The sequence below is a fragment of the Streptomyces sp. NPDC058773 genome (assembly GCF_042746015.1).
Lineage (GTDB): Bacteria > Actinomycetota > Actinomycetes > Streptomycetales > Streptomycetaceae > Streptomyces.
The window spans coordinates 45,119-61,085 of the sequence record NZ_JBHYPE010000042.1 but is presented as its reverse complement, the minus strand read 5'-3'; the positions used below and the strand labels follow the sequence as shown (position 1 = coordinate 61,085).

14 protein-coding genes are annotated in these 15,967 nt (G+C 71.6%); 6 read left to right on the top strand and 8 right to left on the bottom strand.

Features of this window, described 5'->3' with window-relative positions:
- The first annotated feature begins 433 nt into the window (after positions 1-433).
- Complete coding sequence (locus tag ACFW5B_RS28285) at positions 434-1,684, top strand: type ISP restriction/modification enzyme (RefSeq protein WP_386445418.1); 1,251 nt, start codon at positions 434-436, stop codon at positions 1,682-1,684.
- A 271-nt stretch (positions 1,685-1,955) separates the two neighbouring features.
- Here ACFW5B_RS28285 and ACFW5B_RS28280 read toward each other — a convergent pair whose 3' ends face one another.
- From ACFW5B_RS28280 to ACFW5B_RS28270, 3 genes are all read right to left on the bottom strand, one after another.
- Positions 1,956-2,219, bottom strand: a complete 264-nt coding sequence (locus ACFW5B_RS28280) for a hypothetical protein (RefSeq protein ID WP_386445416.1) — start codon at positions 2,217-2,219, stop codon at positions 1,956-1,958.
- A gap of 270 nt (positions 2,220-2,489) precedes the next feature.
- A complete protein-coding gene (locus tag ACFW5B_RS28275) occupies positions 2,490-3,296 on the bottom strand; it encodes an SGNH/GDSL hydrolase family protein (RefSeq protein WP_386445413.1) in 807 nt (268 codons plus the stop codon).
- Between the two features lie 243 nt (positions 3,297-3,539).
- Positions 3,540-4,250: a YoaK family protein gene (locus tag ACFW5B_RS28270; RefSeq protein ID WP_386445410.1), complete on the bottom strand. Its 711-nt coding sequence runs from the start codon at positions 4,248-4,250 to the stop codon at positions 3,540-3,542.
- Positions 4,251-4,466: 216 nt separating this feature from the next.
- Between ACFW5B_RS28270 and ACFW5B_RS28265 the strand changes: the two genes are divergently transcribed.
- From ACFW5B_RS28265 to ACFW5B_RS28245, 5 genes are all read left to right on the top strand, one after another.
- Complete coding sequence (locus ACFW5B_RS28265) at positions 4,467-5,579, top strand: DUF5925 domain-containing protein (protein ID WP_386445407.1); 1,113 nt, start codon at positions 4,467-4,469, stop codon at positions 5,577-5,579.
- 1,101 nt (positions 5,580-6,680) lie between these two features.
- Complete coding sequence (locus ACFW5B_RS28260) at positions 6,681-7,046, top strand: hypothetical protein (protein WP_386445404.1); 366 nt, start codon at positions 6,681-6,683, stop codon at positions 7,044-7,046.
- A 53-nt stretch (positions 7,047-7,099) separates the two neighbouring features.
- The gene (locus ACFW5B_RS28255) at positions 7,100-8,344 is read left to right on the top strand and encodes a hypothetical protein (protein WP_386445401.1); all 1,245 of its coding nucleotides are present in this window, start codon (positions 7,100-7,102) and stop codon (positions 8,342-8,344) included.
- A gap of 215 nt (positions 8,345-8,559) precedes the next feature.
- Positions 8,560-9,021 carry a hypothetical protein gene (locus tag ACFW5B_RS28250; RefSeq protein ID WP_386445398.1) on the top strand — a complete coding sequence of 154 codons (462 nt, stop codon included), beginning with the start codon at positions 8,560-8,562 and terminating at the stop codon, positions 9,019-9,021.
- Positions 9,022-9,055: 34 nt separating this feature from the next.
- The gene (locus ACFW5B_RS28245) at positions 9,056-9,658 is read left to right on the top strand and encodes a hypothetical protein (protein WP_386445395.1); all 603 of its coding nucleotides are present in this window, start codon (positions 9,056-9,058) and stop codon (positions 9,656-9,658) included.
- 338 nt (positions 9,659-9,996) lie between these two features.
- Here the strand turns inward: ACFW5B_RS28245 and ACFW5B_RS28240 are convergent, their stop codons facing one another.
- From ACFW5B_RS28240 to ACFW5B_RS28220, 5 genes are all read right to left on the bottom strand, one after another.
- The gene (locus tag ACFW5B_RS28240; RefSeq protein WP_386445392.1) at positions 9,997-10,956 is read right to left on the bottom strand and encodes a pirin family protein; all 960 of its coding nucleotides are present in this window, start codon (positions 10,954-10,956) and stop codon (positions 9,997-9,999) included.
- A 70-nt stretch (positions 10,957-11,026) separates the two neighbouring features.
- Positions 11,027-11,803 carry a dimethylargininase gene (ddaH, locus tag ACFW5B_RS28235; protein ID WP_386445389.1) on the bottom strand — a complete coding sequence of 259 codons (777 nt, stop codon included), beginning with the start codon at positions 11,801-11,803 and terminating at the stop codon, positions 11,027-11,029.
- A gap of 100 nt (positions 11,804-11,903) precedes the next feature.
- Positions 11,904-12,293: a GntR family transcriptional regulator gene (locus ACFW5B_RS28230; RefSeq protein WP_386445386.1), complete on the bottom strand. Its 390-nt coding sequence runs from the start codon at positions 12,291-12,293 to the stop codon at positions 11,904-11,906.
- Between the two features lie 303 nt (positions 12,294-12,596).
- Positions 12,597-14,447: an asparagine synthase (glutamine-hydrolyzing) gene (asnB, locus tag ACFW5B_RS28225; protein ID WP_386445383.1), complete on the bottom strand. Its 1,851-nt coding sequence runs from the start codon at positions 14,445-14,447 to the stop codon at positions 12,597-12,599.
- A 233-nt stretch (positions 14,448-14,680) separates the two neighbouring features.
- The gene (locus ACFW5B_RS28220; protein WP_386445380.1) at positions 14,681-15,877 is read right to left on the bottom strand and encodes a methyltransferase domain-containing protein; all 1,197 of its coding nucleotides are present in this window, start codon (positions 15,875-15,877) and stop codon (positions 14,681-14,683) included.
- Positions 15,878-15,967: the final 90 nt, after the last annotated feature.

Sequence of the window (15,967 nt, the reverse complement as noted above, 5' to 3'; positions counted from 1 at the left end):
GTAAAGCGAAGCAGTCCGGACACCCCCACCCGCGCAGGCCCGTCACCGCACCCAACAGCCCCGCGCAGCGGACCCCGCCCGCCGCAGGCGCAACGGCGAGCAACCACCACGGCGGGCCAGCCGAAAACGCGCGCCGAGGCACAGCGCAGCGCCAGGCACCGCGAAGCGGGCCACAAACGCCGAGCAACCACCACGGCGGGCAAGCCGAAAACGCGGGAGGAAGGCAAAGCGCAGCGGACCGGCACCCCGACGAAGCCGAGGGTGTACGCCCAGGCGATGTAGCGGCCGCGTACCGCCCGGGGCAGGAACGGCGCGGGGGGGAAGACCGCCTGTGCCCGTCCCGGACGGGTGGTACGGCCTGCGGATTCGGTGCCGCCGCGGGGCCGCTGGATACCATGCCGGGGTCAACCGAACGGTCCGGGAGGGGCTCCGCGTGACGGCGAAGCAGGACGCGCCACGGCTGTCCGATCTCATGCCGTGGTCCGTGGCACCGCTGCGGCTCGGCCGTTCCTGGGTGCGGGCGCCGGATCCGGCCACGCTGCGGGCCCGCTGGGCGGCGCTGGTGGCCGCCGGGGACGCGGCGGAACGTGAGCGGCTGTTCCGGCCGTCCCGGGCCCGGACCCTGCACTCCGCCGTCGGCCAGCTGCCGGGCCAGGCCACCCCGACCGGGCGGCTGTACCGCGCAAGCGGGCCGTGCCCCGAACCCGTGCGCATCCTGCACGGCCCGTTCGACCAGCAGTGGCTGCTGCCCGACCACCGGCTGATCGACGGTGCCCGCCCGGAGCTGTGGCGGGTCGCGGACGAGCGGCAGCTGTTCGCGGTCGAGTGGGGGCAGGTGCCGCAGCTCCCCGGCCCCGCCGTGCTGTGCTCGGCGCTGCTGCCGGACGGCCGGTCACCGGCCGGCCGCCCCGGCCGCATCCACCCCCTCTACCGGCGGCCCGGCGGACGCGAACCGAACGTCGCCCCGGGCCTGCTCGCCCTGCTCGGCCGTCGCCTGGACCGCCCGGTGGGCCCGGCCGACCTGCTCGCCTGGCTCGCCGCGAGCGCCCACCACTCCCCCGACGGCTGCACGGTCCCGCTCACCACCGACCCGGACCTCTGGGACCGGGGCCTCGCGCTCGGCGCCCGGCTGCTGTGGCTCGGCACCCGGGGCGCCTTCGCGCACGGGCCGGACGACGGACGGGCGGGTGAGCGGCCCCGGATGCCGGGCGGCCGCCGCCCCTACGTACGCGCCGCACTCCCCGACCGCGGGCTGCCCGGACCGCTCGACTACGACCGGGAGGAGGAGGCGCTGCTGCTCGGCAGCGGCCGCATCTCGCCGGTGCCGCCGGGCGCCTGGGACTTCCACGCGGGTGGCGTCCGCGTCCTGGAGGCGTGGTACGCCGAGCGCACCGGCACGGGAACGGAACCGCCCGAGGCCGGTTCACTGGCCGCGCTGCGCCCGGCCGGCTGGCCCCAGGAGTGGACCTCGGAGCTGCTGGAGCTGATCACCGTACTGGCCCTGCTGTCCGAACTCCGGCCGCAGTGCGCGGAGTTGCTTCGTAGGACGGCGGAGGCCCCGCATCTGACGGCGGGTGAGCTACGGGCGGCCGGCATCCTTCCGGCGCCGGTCTCCGCGCACCGCCCGGCCTCCGTGCTCGACCATCACGAGGAGGGCCCGGAGGGGCAGTTCGCGCTGCTGTGAGCACCGGGCACCCGGCCGTCGGCCCTCGTGGTGTCCCGTACACAGCAAACCACCCGTCGCAGCACGGCGACGGGTGGTGGGGAATCGTGCAACCGGCCGGGCGGGGACGGGGCCGGGCGAAAGGTTGAGCGGCTCACGGCATCTCCGGGGCGAGGGTCCCGCCCCGGCGAGTACACCGGCGTACCGCCGGCGCCCCGGGCCTGAGCGATCGGACCGCGGGTGCCGCGCCGGGGCGGTGTGATCGCCCGAGATGCCGCTTGCAGAAAACGGATCAGCCGTGCCCGCCGAACAGCGAGCGCCGCAGCCTGCGCAGCGGTGCGAACAGCGACACCCTCGCGCCGCGGCCGTTCCTCGTACGCGCGTGATCGCGCGCGGTGAGCTCCTGCATCAGCGACGTCGCGCCCTCCACCTCACGGTGCGGGATGGCCGGACCACCCAGTACCGCGAGATGACGGTCGAGACGCGCGCTGGTTGCACCGCTCCCGCATTTAATGGCAGGGACACGCGCCCTGCTACGCACTGTTATCTGTTCCATGTCTCTCCCCACCCTTTGAGGGCACCCGGCCCGGGCAGGGTAACCCTATCTCTCTTGGCGGACACGCGTGCAGACCGGTCACCGGATTCACCTGCCTCGCTCTGACGTTGACGAACACCATACGGAATGTCACGTACAAGGCGCGGAGCAGGGCGAGTTGAGCAACCGTCGGCTGTCCGCGCGGACCGTACGGGGCATCTGACGGGCCGCCGGGCCTCACGGGGAGAGACCGGGATCACGGCCGCTCCCCGGCGCCCGGCGCAGCGGTGGTCACGCAGCGGAGGCGAACACCGGCAGATAGCCGCCGGACTGGCCGGCGGCGGTGGGGTGGTAGGACTCCAGGACGGGGAAGGTCACGCTGTGCAGCCAGGCGCTGCCGGAGCACAGCTCATGGCCGGAAAAGGTGGCGTTGACATCGGCGAAGGTGAAGCCGTGGTCGGCGGCGCGCTTGGCGGTGACGTCGTTGATGTGGTCGGCGGCGGCGTTGATCGCGGCACGGGACTTCTCGGAGAGACCGGCGATACAGGTTCCGCTGAGCTTGTAGAAGCGGGGATAGCCCAGGACCACCACGTGCGCGGCCGGGGCCTTGTCGGAGATGGCGTCGTACACCCCGTCGAGCCGGCCGGGCAGGGTGTTGGTGATGTAGGTCCTGGCCTGGGCGACCCGGGCCAGACAGGCACTCTCGCCCTGGAGCGCACAGGTCGTCATGGTGTCGGCGAATCCGGCGTCGTTGCCGCCGATGCTGATGCTGACCAGGCCGGTGGAGCTGCTGAGCGGCGCCATCTGACTGCTGAGAACATCACCCGTTCGGGCGCCGGAACAGGCGGTGAAGCGGAAGGACGAGGGGGAGTGCGCGGCGGCCCAGAGGGCCGGGTAGGCCTTGGTGCTGCGCTTGCAGGAGCCGCTGCCGCTGTCGTAGCTGCCGGCCCCGACACCGGAGGAGTAGGAGTCGCCGAGAGCCACATAGCCCGTGGCGGTGGGGAGTTGGGCGGACGCGGCGGCGCTCGCGCCGGTGAGCGCGAGCGCCGTGGTGCCGAAGAAGGCGGACGTCAAGGCCGCGAATCGGGACAGTCTCATGGAACCTCCCTTAGCAGGATCTCTGCCACATCTGTGGTAGCAAGACTCACCGGTAGTCGGAAGTGTCCATGCCAAAAGTTCTTCTCGGTTCACGGCAAATCTGCCGATCCATGGGGATGTTCACCGCGCGCCCTTGCCCTGGCGCCGACTGCCGGCGCGGCCCGACCACCGCCCGGAAGCCGCCCGCGGCCCCATCCCCTCTCCCCCTCCACCCACTTGACGGATCTTCGCCCCCTTGCGCGGTCAGTCCCCGTTCTGCTGCCGGCGGCGGGCGAGGCCGGGCACGAGAAAGGCGGTGGCTGCCACGAAGACGGCCACCAGCAGGATCACCAGCGGCGGACGGGTCCCCAGCCCCAGGAGCCCGGCCCCGAGGAGACCGCCCGCGAACAGCGAGACGACCGAGAGCAGCCGGCGGCCCACGGCATGGCTGCCGTACCCCAGCCGCGCGTCGCGCCCCAGCGGCGACCCGCTGACCAGGGCCGTCATCGCCCGGGTCTCCACCGTCGTGGTGAGGTCGGGCGGGGCGGCCCGCATCGCGGTGACATTGCGCATGCCCATCGCCACCGCCATCAGGCCGATGACGGCACTGCGCCGGCCCGGCGGCAGCCCAGGGCCCGGCCCCGACTCCCAGGCCGCCGCCGCGGCCGCGGCGAGCAGCGTCGCCTCCGCGGCCAGCGCCACCGGGAACCACCCCCGCTCGCGTGCGGCCAGGGCGGACTCCATTCGCGCCCCCAGGGCCGCGCCCAGCACGAAGGCGGCGAGCGAAACGCTCGTCTCCACCACCGGGAGCCCGCCCTGCCCGGCGATACCGAAGCCGAGGAAGAGCAGATTGCCGGTCTGGGTGGCGGTGAAGACCTGACCGAGCGCCAGAAAGCTGACGGCGTCGAGCATCCCGGTCGCCACGGTCAGACCGACCATGATCACCGTCAGAGGGGTTCCGCTCGGCGGCTCCACGGACGCGGCTCCTTCCGGCGGGCACTCACCTCGCGGCACGTCCGTCCCAGTCTCCGGACACCCCGCCCGACGGACCGTCATTGCGCCGTCTGTGGGCGGCCCGTCACCCCTGCCGCACCCGGCTCATGGGAGGGCTCCGCAAAGTGCCGCCCGGCCGCCGGGAAACGCCGGGATAATCCGTGTACGCGGCGGGGCACCGTGACGGATCATGGCGGCATGTGTGCCGATCACGTCGAGCCGTCCGCCACCGAGGAGTCCCTTCCGCTCCGGCTGGCCCTGGACGACAGCGATTCGCCCGCCGATGTCGTCGATGCGCTCTTCCTGGGCCGGTTCGCCCGGGGCGAGCAGCCATACGCCCGCAGCCGGTCGGTGGACCGGGTACGTCCCGGGCTGAGCCTGCTGCCACCGGGCGCCCGGGTCCTGCGCGAGGCGAAGGACGAGGACCGCAGCGCCCTCCTCGCCGAGGGCGACGGCTTCACCCTGCTGGTCTCCCGCTGGAACCGCGGCGCCGATGTGACGGTCACCGCCGTCACCGACGCACTGGCCGAGAAGGTGCTCGGACAGGCCGCGGACGGAGCGGAGGACGAACCGGAGCCGCAGCCGGAGAACGTCCCGATGGGCTTCTGGTACTTCTCACCGCGCCGCGGACCGCACCGTACGTCCCGGCAGATCTCGGCGGCCACCTGGGAGGAGATCCGCCCCAACTACACGGCGCCGGTGGCCGATGCGATGGACCGGCTGATGAAGGTGGCACCCGAGGAGATCTCCGGCCGGCTGCTGTTGCTGCACGGCCCGCCCGGCACGGGCAAGACCTCCGCGCTGCGCACCCTCGCCCGCTCCTGGCGGGACTGGTGCCAGGTGGACTGCGTCCTGGACCCGGAGCGGCTGTTCAACGACGTCGGCTATCTGATGGACATCGCGATCGGCGAGGACGACAGCACCGGCAAGGGCCGCTGGCGGCTGCTGCTCCTGGAGGACTGCGACGAACTGATCCGCGGCGAGGCCAAGCACGCCGCGGGCCAGGCCCTGTCCCGGCTGCTCAACCTGACGGACGGTCTGCTCGGCCAGGGCCGCAACGTCCTGGTCGGCGTCACCACCAACGAGGACCTGGAGCGGATGCACCCCGCGGTGGTCCGCCCCGGCCGCTGCCTGGCCCGTATCGAGGTCGGTCCCCTGACCCGCCCCGAAGCCGCCCACTGGCTCGGCACCGACCAGAACACCGGCCGCGACGGCGCCACCCTCGCCGAGCTCTACGCCCTCCGCCGCGGCACCGGCCCCGCCTCGGTCCCGGTCCAGGACTCGGGGGCGGATGCGGGGTTGTATCTGTGAAGGCCGGCGGCTTGACCGGTCCGTATCTGTGACAGTCGACGGCTGACCGGTCCGTGCGCTACGGCTGACCGGGGCGCCCGGAGCCGGACGGGCTGGCCGGGAAAGTCGCTCGGTCAGGAACTCGGCGTGGACCGCTCCGCGGTGTGGCAGCACGTCACAGACCGGGACGCGCTGCTGCTCGCCGTGGGAGACACGCCTGGCCGACCTGCTGCCGAAGCTGCGCTCCGGGATCACCTACGACTGCTCACGGCCGGGCACCTGCTCGACAGGCCCTCCGGCGTCGACGTGCCCGAGATCTACAGCCCCTGGTGGCGCTTCAGCAAAGCCAAGCAAGGCCAGCCACCTCAGCCTCAACATCCAGTTGCTGGGCCTGATTCTGCTGCGCGTCGAGAAGAAGCCGCTGGCTGACCTACTCGCCGAGCGCATCTGGAAGCCCATGGGCGCCGCGCACACCGCGACTTGACCGCGAAGGTGGCGTGGACAAGGCCTTCTGCTGCCTTGACACCACGGCCCGCGACTTCGCCGGAATCGGCAAGCTCGTCCTCGACGGGGGCAGCGCCGACGGCTGGCAGATCATCCCCGAGGGATGAATCAGCCGCCTCTCCACCCCTGCCCCCCACCCCACCGGATCGACGGCTGGGGCTACCCCATCGTAAGCCACGGCCGTGTACACCTACGTACGGCGCTGCCCGGAACACCGACCATGCCGGCGGCACCGGCCATCTGTTGCTCGTTACCACTCTTCCCCGTCGGACTCCAGCATCTGCAGGACCTGCGCGAGGCGCTTCACCGTCCCATTCCACTTGCGGGTCGGGCGAGGAATGACAGCGCGATGGCGGCGATCCCAAGGGGAGCTGTGACCATTCGGCTGCGCCCGTGGCATCGCGGGTGGCCGGCCTGGTGCGGCGCTCGGTGAGATCGGGACGGGGGAGTGCGGTGAGCGCGAAACCGCGCATGTTCTCCGGCAAGGTCAGCAACCGTCACTTTGGGCACACGATGGGAGACTGCGGGCGCATGCACCGGTGACTGGACTGCGCCGGTGCGGGCTGCCAGTGGCGCCGGACAGACATTGCGTCCATCTGGCGAATGTAGGGTCTCCGGATGCGTAGGCCGATCGATCGGCACGCCGAATGCCAGAACAGCCGTAGGGGGCCTGTGGGAGAGAAATTCTCGGTCGACACCGGAGAGCTGGGCGATTTCATGAGAACGCTCAAAAAGGCTCATGAGTCGCTCGACAGTGTGCGAAAGCTGATGAATCAGACGAACTCTGACCGCATGGGCACCGGCGAGCTCGACGAAGCATGCAACGACTTCCAAGAACACTGGAAGTACGGTTCCGAGCAGATCGCCGAGCAGACCAAGAAGCTCACCGAAGCGGTGAGTAAGACCAAGCAGAACTACGAAGAGGTCGAGCAGGCGCTGGAAGAGGCATTCAAGAAGGCTGCGGGCAAGGCGGGAGCGAAGTGACACAGCCGTACCCCCACCTGGGCTTCGACCCCGTCCCCGGGAACGTTGCCGCCGTGTCGGCCCTGAAGTCGAAGCTGGCATCCTCGGCGGAGACCCTGGCGAAGGCGCACCGCTTGGTGCAGCAGCTGCAGTCCGGCAACTCGTGGGAGGGCGACGCAGCCGTCGCCTTCCGTGAGGAGCTGGACGGTGCGCTCCCGGACAACCTCAAGAAGGCCCACACCTCCCTGCTGAAGGCCGCGCACGCCCTGGACGGCTGGAGTCGCGCCCTGCACGGCTATCAGGGCGATGCGAAGAAGCTGGACGGCGAGGCGAAGGCCGCGCAGGACAAGCTCGACGCAGCCAAGAGCCGGGAGAAGAGCGCCAGCGGCAACCCTGACCTCAAGCTTGCGCACCAGACCTTCGACGACGAAGCGTCGCTGCAGAACGCGCAGGCCCGGCTGGATAAGGCCACTACGGCGCTCAACAATGCACGAGACGCGGTCACCGACGCGCAGGACGATCTCTCGTCCATCAAACGACGCGCCCACGACCTGGAGGGCGAGCACTCCTCCACGGCACGCAATAAGGCAGTCCTGATCCGGGATGCGACGGACAAGCTGGCACCTGAGGAGCCAGGCTGGTTCGGCAAGGCCATGGACTGGCTGGACGACAATCTCACGGATGTGCTGGGCACGGTGGCCGCGATCGCCGGTCTCCTCGCACTGATCCTCAGCGGCCCCATCGGCGTAGCCTTCCTGCTGATCGCGGCGACGGCGAGCGCGGCCACACTTGCCTCGCGCCTGTCGGACCCCGCCGTCCGTGCCTCTCTCTCGGACGGGTTCACCAAGGGCGAGTTCGACGCTGACTTCTGGAGCAACGCGGTGGGGGTGGCGGGGGACGCGCTGGGCATGGTGCCCGGAGTCGGCGCCGTGGCGCGCGGCATCAACGGAGCGGCCCGCTCGGCCGGCGCGGCGAGCGAGGCCGTGTCCCTCACCGACCATCTGGCGAGTGCCGGAAGCAAAACGTGGCTCGCCGCGAACCGGATCTCCGCGGCGGAGAACCCCTTGACCGCCTGGGTGGTCAAGGGCGCCGCCAACCCGGAGCGGGCCGGGCAAATGATCGACCTCGGCGTCGCAGGCGCCGGAGCCGCCACCGGCACGTACGGCACGGCGAAGGACCTGATTGACGCCCTGGACAACGACACAGTCAACAATGTGGGCACTGGCATGGACGGTGCCCGGGCTGGCAGCTTCGACGGTGCCGGCAACGGATCCGCTGCACTCAAAACGCTGAAGGTGGTGCTCGGTGCCGGCCACTGACGTGATCATGGATGAGTTTGCCGTCGCCGGATCGGCGATGAGCGCCGAGTGCGACATCTGGTTCGCCCTGCCCCCGGGGTTCGTCGAAGTGCCACTGGCACCCCGCTTCGGACGCACCCGACGCCGGGGCGGCGGAAGGGCTGGAACTGCTCGCCGGACTGGTACCTGAGGAACAGTACGAGTCGTTCCGCTCAAGCACGGATGAGGCTCGAGCCATGGGTGGCCTGCTGGCGCGGACCGGCACCGTCCACCTCTCGATGGGGGTGCACCATGACGAGTCGGGCGACATTTTGCACTCGGTGCTCCTGATCAAGTGGGAAGAAATTCCCTGGACTCCGCCGAAACTCGCAGCCGCGAAGGCTGCCCTGGCTTCGTCGGGTGCGCGCGACGCCGAACTGGTCGACCTGCCGTGCGGTCCGGCGGCTGTGGTAGAGAGTCTGAACGAGCGAGAAGGACAGAAGGTCTTCGAGATGACCGGCTACCTCCCGCACCCCGACGGCCTCCGGGTTGCCGTACTCGCGCTGAGCACGACGGCCGCATCAGACCATGCTCACTACCGTGACATGTTTCACGGCATCGCCCGCATGGTGAGCTTCGACAACCCACTTCCGCCGCAGCTGCGCGAGCAGGTGCCCGAAGCCCAGGAAGTCGCAGCCGCACGAGACGTGTTCGGCTGATCGGAGACTTGTGATGATGGAAGGGACGTCCCCAGTGCACTACAAGACGGCCTGGGAGGACCCGGCCACCCGCCAGGCGTGGCGCCGTACGGCGATGTTCCGGTGCGGCGCCGTGCTGGGCTGGATACTGGGCTTCTTCGCCTGGCTGTTCGCCGTCGTCATGACGCCGGTCTGGCTGGTATGGGTGTTGTGGATGCCCATGTTGTGCGTCGGTATCTGGTACGCCCTGCTCGCAGTGATCAGTGCCGCCTCGCTGACCGGAACACGCCGAGTGCTGCGCGTCTATCCGTGGCAAGTGGGAATCACCGAGGTCAGGTCGAAGAAGAACGGCGGCACACAGTTTCTCGTGCCGAATCCGGAGCGGCCGGAGAAGACCGTGGGCCTCGGGTATGGCGGGGCGATCGGGACGGGGCGGCACTTTTGGGTGCGCGCAGTGAAGTCCGGGCAGGTCACAACAGTGTGGTTCGCCGGGGACCCCCGGTACTTGGGCGTCATGGCGACTCCCGGGCCGCGGAACCTCCTGCAGGTCGCCCAACGGGAGGCGATGGACTCACGGATGTCCCCCCGCAAGCGGGGCGTCAGCCCCGAGGCACGGGCTCTGGCCCGCGCCGCCGGAGCGCGGGTCGGGGAGGACTGACACGGGCGCACCAGTGGGCCGAGTCACAACCAGGCGCTCCCGGGAGGTCGTGGGGCGAGAGCAGAGGACCGGACTCCGCGGGCGCGATACCCCTGTATGGTGGCCCGCTCGCAGTACGCCCCATGCAGGTACGTGATGTCGGCCGGGAGATTCAGTAGAGGCCCCGGAAGAGTCCGACCGGACCTGGTCACAGGCACACCCCATGCTCACATCACGACTCGTCTGCGGGCCGACCACCTGAGGGATGTCCTTGCCCTCTGCCGAATCTGGATTTCCCGGGGTGCGGTAGAGAAGGCAAGGGCCCCGCACGCAACCCGCCCCTCAGCCATGCCCCCGGCTCACCGCACCCTCCCCCGCGGCTTCAGCCCCACCGGCGGAAGATCCGGAGCCGCCAGCCGCTCGCCGTCGTAGCCGTGGACGGTGCCGAAGCGGGAGCCCGTCATCCAGTCCGTACGGGCCTCTTCGATGTCCTGTTGGGAGCGCCCCACGAAGTTCCACCACATGACGAGTTCTTCCTCGAAGGGTTCGCCGCCGAGGAGCATCAGGGTGCTGTCGGAGTCGGCGCGGAGGGGGAGTTCGGTGCGGCCGCAGCCGAGGTAGAGGAGGGCGCCGGGGGCCAGGCGGACGCCGTCGATCTCGCTCTCGCCGGAGATGGTCAGCGCGGCGTACTCGAAGTCGGGGTCGACCGGCAGGCGGGTGTCCGTGCCGGCGGTGAGGGTGAGGTCGGCGCCGACCAGTGGGGAGTAGGTGGTGCCGGGCGAGGTGGCGCCGGCCAGTTCGCCGAGGATGACGGTGGCGGAGAGGCCGCCGCCGTTGATCACCGGCAGGTCGGTGTGGTGCTCGAAGGACGGGGCGGTATGGCGGTGTTCGCCGGGGAGCGCCACCCACAGCTGGGCGCCGTGCAGGAGCGGGCCGTGGCCGTGCGGCGACTCCTCGGAGTGGGCGATGGCCCGGCCGGACGTCATCAGGCCCAGTTCCCGCGGCCGTACGGTCTGCAGGCTGCCGAGGCTGTCGCGGTGCAGCACCTCGCCCTCGCGCAGCCAGCTGACCGTCTGCAGTCCCATGTGCGGATGGGGCGGCACCTGCATCCCCGGCTCGTCGACGATGTCGTCGGGGCCGTAGTGGTCGACGAAGCACCAGGCGCCGATCATCCGTCGGCCGAGGTTCGGCAGCAGCCTGCGGACGACGGTGCTCTCGCCGAGTGGCACCTGCTTGCCGGGCTGGACATCACGGACCGGGCCCGTACGGCCGGTGCCGCCGCAGAGGCTGGGCGCGGGTCTGAGGTCGAGGTTGCTCATGGCGCCACGATAGGCACGCTCGGCGGTGCGGTCCGGGCAGGCGCACGAGGCGCCCGGGGATGATGCCCCGTCATGCATACAGCTCACGCAGCCGCACGGACAGGCAGGTCACACAGCCCTCCAGCTTCTCGAACTCGCTGATGTCCACGACGACCGGCTGATACCCCAGGTCGGCGAAGAGCTCGGCGCTGCGGGGCGCGCCGGCGGCCATCAGCAGCTTGCCGCCGCCGAGGAGCACGACGTGGGCGCCGGACTCCTCGGGGACGGGCAGGAAGCGGGGGAAGGCGGCGGGGTCGTCGACCAGGGGCGGATGGCCGATGACGGTGCCGTCCGGGAGCGCGGTCACGGCGGATTTGAGGTGTAGTACGCGGCTCACCGGTACGGCGACCACGCGGGCGCCCAACGGCTCGAAGGCGGCGCGGAGTTGGCGTACCCCGTCGGCGTTGGTGCGGCCGCCGCGGCCCACGTAGACGGTGTCGCCGACCTTGAGGATGTCGCCGCCGTCCAGGGTGCCCGGCTCGCGGATCTCGTTGACGGAGCAGCCGAGCGCCTCGACGGCCGCGCGGGTGGCCGAGACCTCGGGCCGGCGCTGTCCGGCACCGGGGCGGGCGAGCAGGGCGACATTGCGGAACATGACCACGGAGTCCTCGACGAAGACCGCGTCGGGGCAGTCGTCGGCGGGGGCGACCTCGGTGGTGTGCCAGCCGTGGTCGCGCAGCACCTGGACGTAGGACTCCCACTGGCGCAGGGCCAGGGCGGGGTCCACCGGGCGCCGGTCTATGTGAGTGACCAGCCCCTCGGCGAGACGGGGGCCGGGACGGCGCACGAGCGCCTGCTTGCTGGGCATGCGGCTCCTTTTCGGGCGGCAGGTCGGTGAGTCGACGGGTTGGGTGTGGGGGTGTGGGGGTGTGGGGGCGAGCCGGGTCGTGGCCCGGCCGGGGACCACGTCAGGCGTCGGCCCCGTACGTGGCCCGCAGAGCGTTTTCGACGGCCGTGCGGGCGGCTCGGTGGTCGAGACCGAGGCGCTGGGCGCGGCGGGCGTAGGTCTCGGCGGCCGCGGCGGCCTCCTTGTCCGCGGCCTCCCCGGCCGCCGCGATGAAGCTGCCGTTGCGGCCGCGGGTCTCGATCACGCCGTCGGACTCCAGGGCGCGGTAGGCCTTGGCGACGGTGTTGGCGGCCAGGCCGAGGTCTTCGGCGAGCCCGCGGACGGTGGGGAGTTTGTAGCCGACCGGCAGACCGCCGTCCCTGGCCTGGTCCGCGATCTGGGTGCGTACCTGCTCGAACGGCGCGGCGGCCGCCGCCGGATCGATGGTGATGGTCAAGGTCTGCGGGGACACGGTGGCGCTCCTGGTGCTGGTGGTGGGGCGGGCGGGTGCGCGACGGCCCGCACCTCTGGGGTGTCCCGGGGTGCGTGCGCGGCTGCGTACCCGTCGGTGCGCGTTCTTTGTCGCATCCATTGTGCGCCAGGAGCGCCCGCCGTGACGGGAGGCCGGCCTCTCGGGAAGTCTCATCGCGGGAAGCGGTGCCGTGCGGGAGCCGCCCGCAGGCCGGGAGTTGCCCGCAGGCCGGGAGTTGCCGTCTCTCGGGGAGGCGTCACCGTCCGGGGAGGCGGCTCCCTTCCCCGGAGCGTGTCCGCGCCCTCACAGCTCCAGCACGGTCCCCGTGGTCCGCAGCCAGGCGTTCATGCCGAGGATGAGTTCGGCTCCGGGGCGGATGTCGGGGGTCGCGGGGCCGGAGGTGGCCGCGGCGAGGGCGGCGGAGTCCAGGAGTGGGCGGACGGGGGCGGTGCGGTCGGCGGCCAGTGCGTTCAGTTCGTCGCGCAGTGCGTCGTGGTAGCGCGGGTCCTGGGTACTGGGGTAGGGGCACTTGACGCGGTCGGCCACCACATCGGGCAGGACGTCGCGGGTGGCGGCGCGCAGCAGCGATTTCTCCCGGCCGTCGAACGTCTTCATCGACCACGGGGTGTTGAAGACGTAGTCGACGAGGCGGTGGTCGCAGAACGGGACGCGGACCTCCAGGCCGACGGCCATACTGGCGCGGTCCTTGCGGTCGAGCAGGATCTGCACGAAGCGGGTCAGATGCAGATAGCTGATCTCGCGCATCCGGCGCTGGAGGCCGGTGTCGCTGTCGAGGAAGGGCACTTCGGCGAGCGCCTCGCGGTAGCGGCGCGCGGTGTAGCCGGGCAGGTCGAGCTTGGCCAGCAGACCGCGGTCCAGCAGCGCCTCGCGGGTGCCGGCGCCCCCGGCGAACCGTCCGGAGAGGCCTGCCGCGATCCAGGGGAAGGTGTCGGCGTGCACGACGTCGGGGTCGTGGAACCAGCGGTAGCCGCCGAAGACCTCGTCCGCCGACTCACCGGACAGCGCGACCGTGGACTGCGCGCGGACGGCTCTGAACAGCAGGTAGAGGGAGGTGTCGCCGTCGCCGAAGCCGTTGGGCAGATCGCGGGCGGTGAGCACCGCGGCGCGGTGGCCGGGGTCCGTCAGGGCGGCGGTGTCCAGCACGATGTCGTGGTGGTCGGAGCGGACGTGCTCGGCCAGGGCGTGGGCGTACGGCCCGTCGGGGGTGCTGCGCAGGTCGTCGGGCTCGAAGTTCTCGGTGTGGCCGGTGAAGTCGACGGCGAACGAGCGGACCGGGCCGCGGCCCTGGGCAGCGAGTCTGCGCGCGGCGAGCGCGGTGATGACGGAGGAGTCCAGGCCGCCGGAGAGCAGGGTGCACAGCGGGACATCGGCGATCAGCTGGCGGTGCACGATGTCGTCGAGCAGCTCGCGGATGCGCGCGACGGTGGTGTCGAGGTCGTCGGTGTGCTCGCGGGCCGTGAGGGACCAGTAGCGCTTGACGGTGACACCTCCGCGGCCGACCCGGACGAGGTGGCCCGGGCGCACCTCGTGCATGCCCCGGTAGACGGCGTGGCCGGGGGTCTTGGTGAAGGTGATGAGTTCGGCGAGGCCCTCGGCGTCGACGGTGGGGCGTACGGAGGGGTGAGCGAGGATCGCCTTGGGCTCGGAGCCGAACAGCACCCCGTCGGGGGTGGGGTGGTAGTAGAGCGGTTTGATGCCCATCCGGTCGCGTATCAGCAGGAGTTGCCGGGTGCGTGCATCCCAGAGCCCCAGTGCGTACATACCGTTGAGGCGCTCGGCGAAGGCCTCGCCCCACTGGAGGTAGGCGTGCAGCACCACTTCGGTGTCGCTGCTGGTGCGGAAGCTGTGACCCAGCAGCTCCAACTCGGCCCGCAGCTCGCGGTAGTTGTACACCTCGCCGCTGTAGGTGGTGACGAGCAGGGTGCGGCCGTCGTGGGTGACGGTCATGGGCTGCTTGCCGCCGTCGATGTCGATGACGGCGAGCCGGCGGTGGCCGAGCGCGGCGTGGGTGTCGAGCCAGAGGCCTGCCGCGTCCGGGCCGCGGCAGGTCATGGTCCCGGTCATCGCCTCAAGGGTGGCGCGCTGTCTCGTGAGGTCGTGGTCGTAGGAGATCCATCCGGTGATTCCGCACATGCTCGCGGCTCCTCCTTCGTGGGCCGCGCCGCGTCCGGGCGGCGGCCTGCGGCATGCACCGTACGCACAGGTAGATGTAACGGCCACCCAAACCTCCCCGGAGCGTGCGGAACGGGCCACGCGGTCGCCGGATTACGGAAAAGCAGCGGCAAAGCACGGCCCGCACACCGGGAAAGAGGCGGCAAACGGACACGAGGACGGGGGTGGGCGGGGCGCCACCCCCGCTTGCCGCCTCATCCCGTCGGCCCGGGGCCGTCGAGGACGACCGCGCGGCCGGGACACGACGGGTCATGGGCGACGGCGTCGCCGGACCGCTGCCAGTGGAGCAGGAAGCGGTGGCCCGCCCGCAGCCCGTCCAGACCGGCGCGGGAGCAGGCGACCATGTCGTCCGGCAGCGCGTCCAGCGGGAACCACGCCAGCTCCGCGCACTTGTCCGGTTCGCGGTTGGAGGGTTCGCCGCCCGCGCCGTACTCCGCCTCGAAGAACCAGCCGATCCGGGGCCGCGCCGGGGGCGGGGCGCAGTGCTGCATCACCAGCGCGACCCGCAGGTCCCCGGGCGCCAGCCGCAGCCCGGTCTCCTCCGCGGCCTCCCGGATCATCGCCGCCCTGACGTCCTCACCGTCCTCGGCATGCCCCGAGGGGACATTCAGCAGTCCGTCCGCGTAGCCCGTGCCGGCCCGGCGGGCGAGCAGCACCTCGTCGCCGCGGCGCAACACCAGGTGGACGTCGACGACTTCGGTGTGCCGGCGGGGGAGGTCGGCGGTCAGTACGTACCGTTCGTCGGTCACCTCCTTGCCCCAGAGCGCCGGCTCGTGCACCAGGCTCTCCACGTGCGTACGCGCCGCCAAGGGCCCCACGAGCGCGGTGAGTTCGGCGGCGCGAATGCCGATCGGGTCGACCTCGCCCCAGCGGCCCTCCACCAGCACCAGCCGGCCGCCCGGGCGGAGCAGAGCGGCCCAGTGCCGCAGCACGGCCGCGGGATCGGGCAGGGCCCACAGGACATGGCGCACCAGGACGACATCGAACCGCCGCTCCCCCACCGGGGGTTCGGCGGCGTCCCCGACCAGGAACGCGGCGTCATGGCCCGCGAGCTTGCCGCGGGCCCGCTCGATCATGCCGGCCGAGCGGTCGACGCCCAGGACGCGATGGCCCTGCTCGGCGGCGAGCAGGGAGAGGCTTCCCGTGCCGCATCCCAGGTCGAGGACGGCGGCGGGCGCGGGCGGAAGCCAGGAGCGCAGCCGGGCGGCCCAGGCGGCCCGGACCGCGGGGTCACGCAGACCGTGGTCGGGCTCCTCGTCGAAGGATGCGGCGGCCGCTTCCCAGTAGGCGGCGTCGGCGGCCGGCAGCGGTGATTCCCCCTGGCCGACAGGGGGGTTGAGGGCTTCGGGCGCGGGATGACGGGACGGGTCGGCGGAGGCGTCGGTGCTCATGTGTCGAGGGTGGCAGCACCCACTGACAATCGCGGCGGACGCGGCTTTCGGGGCGTGCTGCGCGGGCCCGGCGGCGGGCGCCGGAGAGAG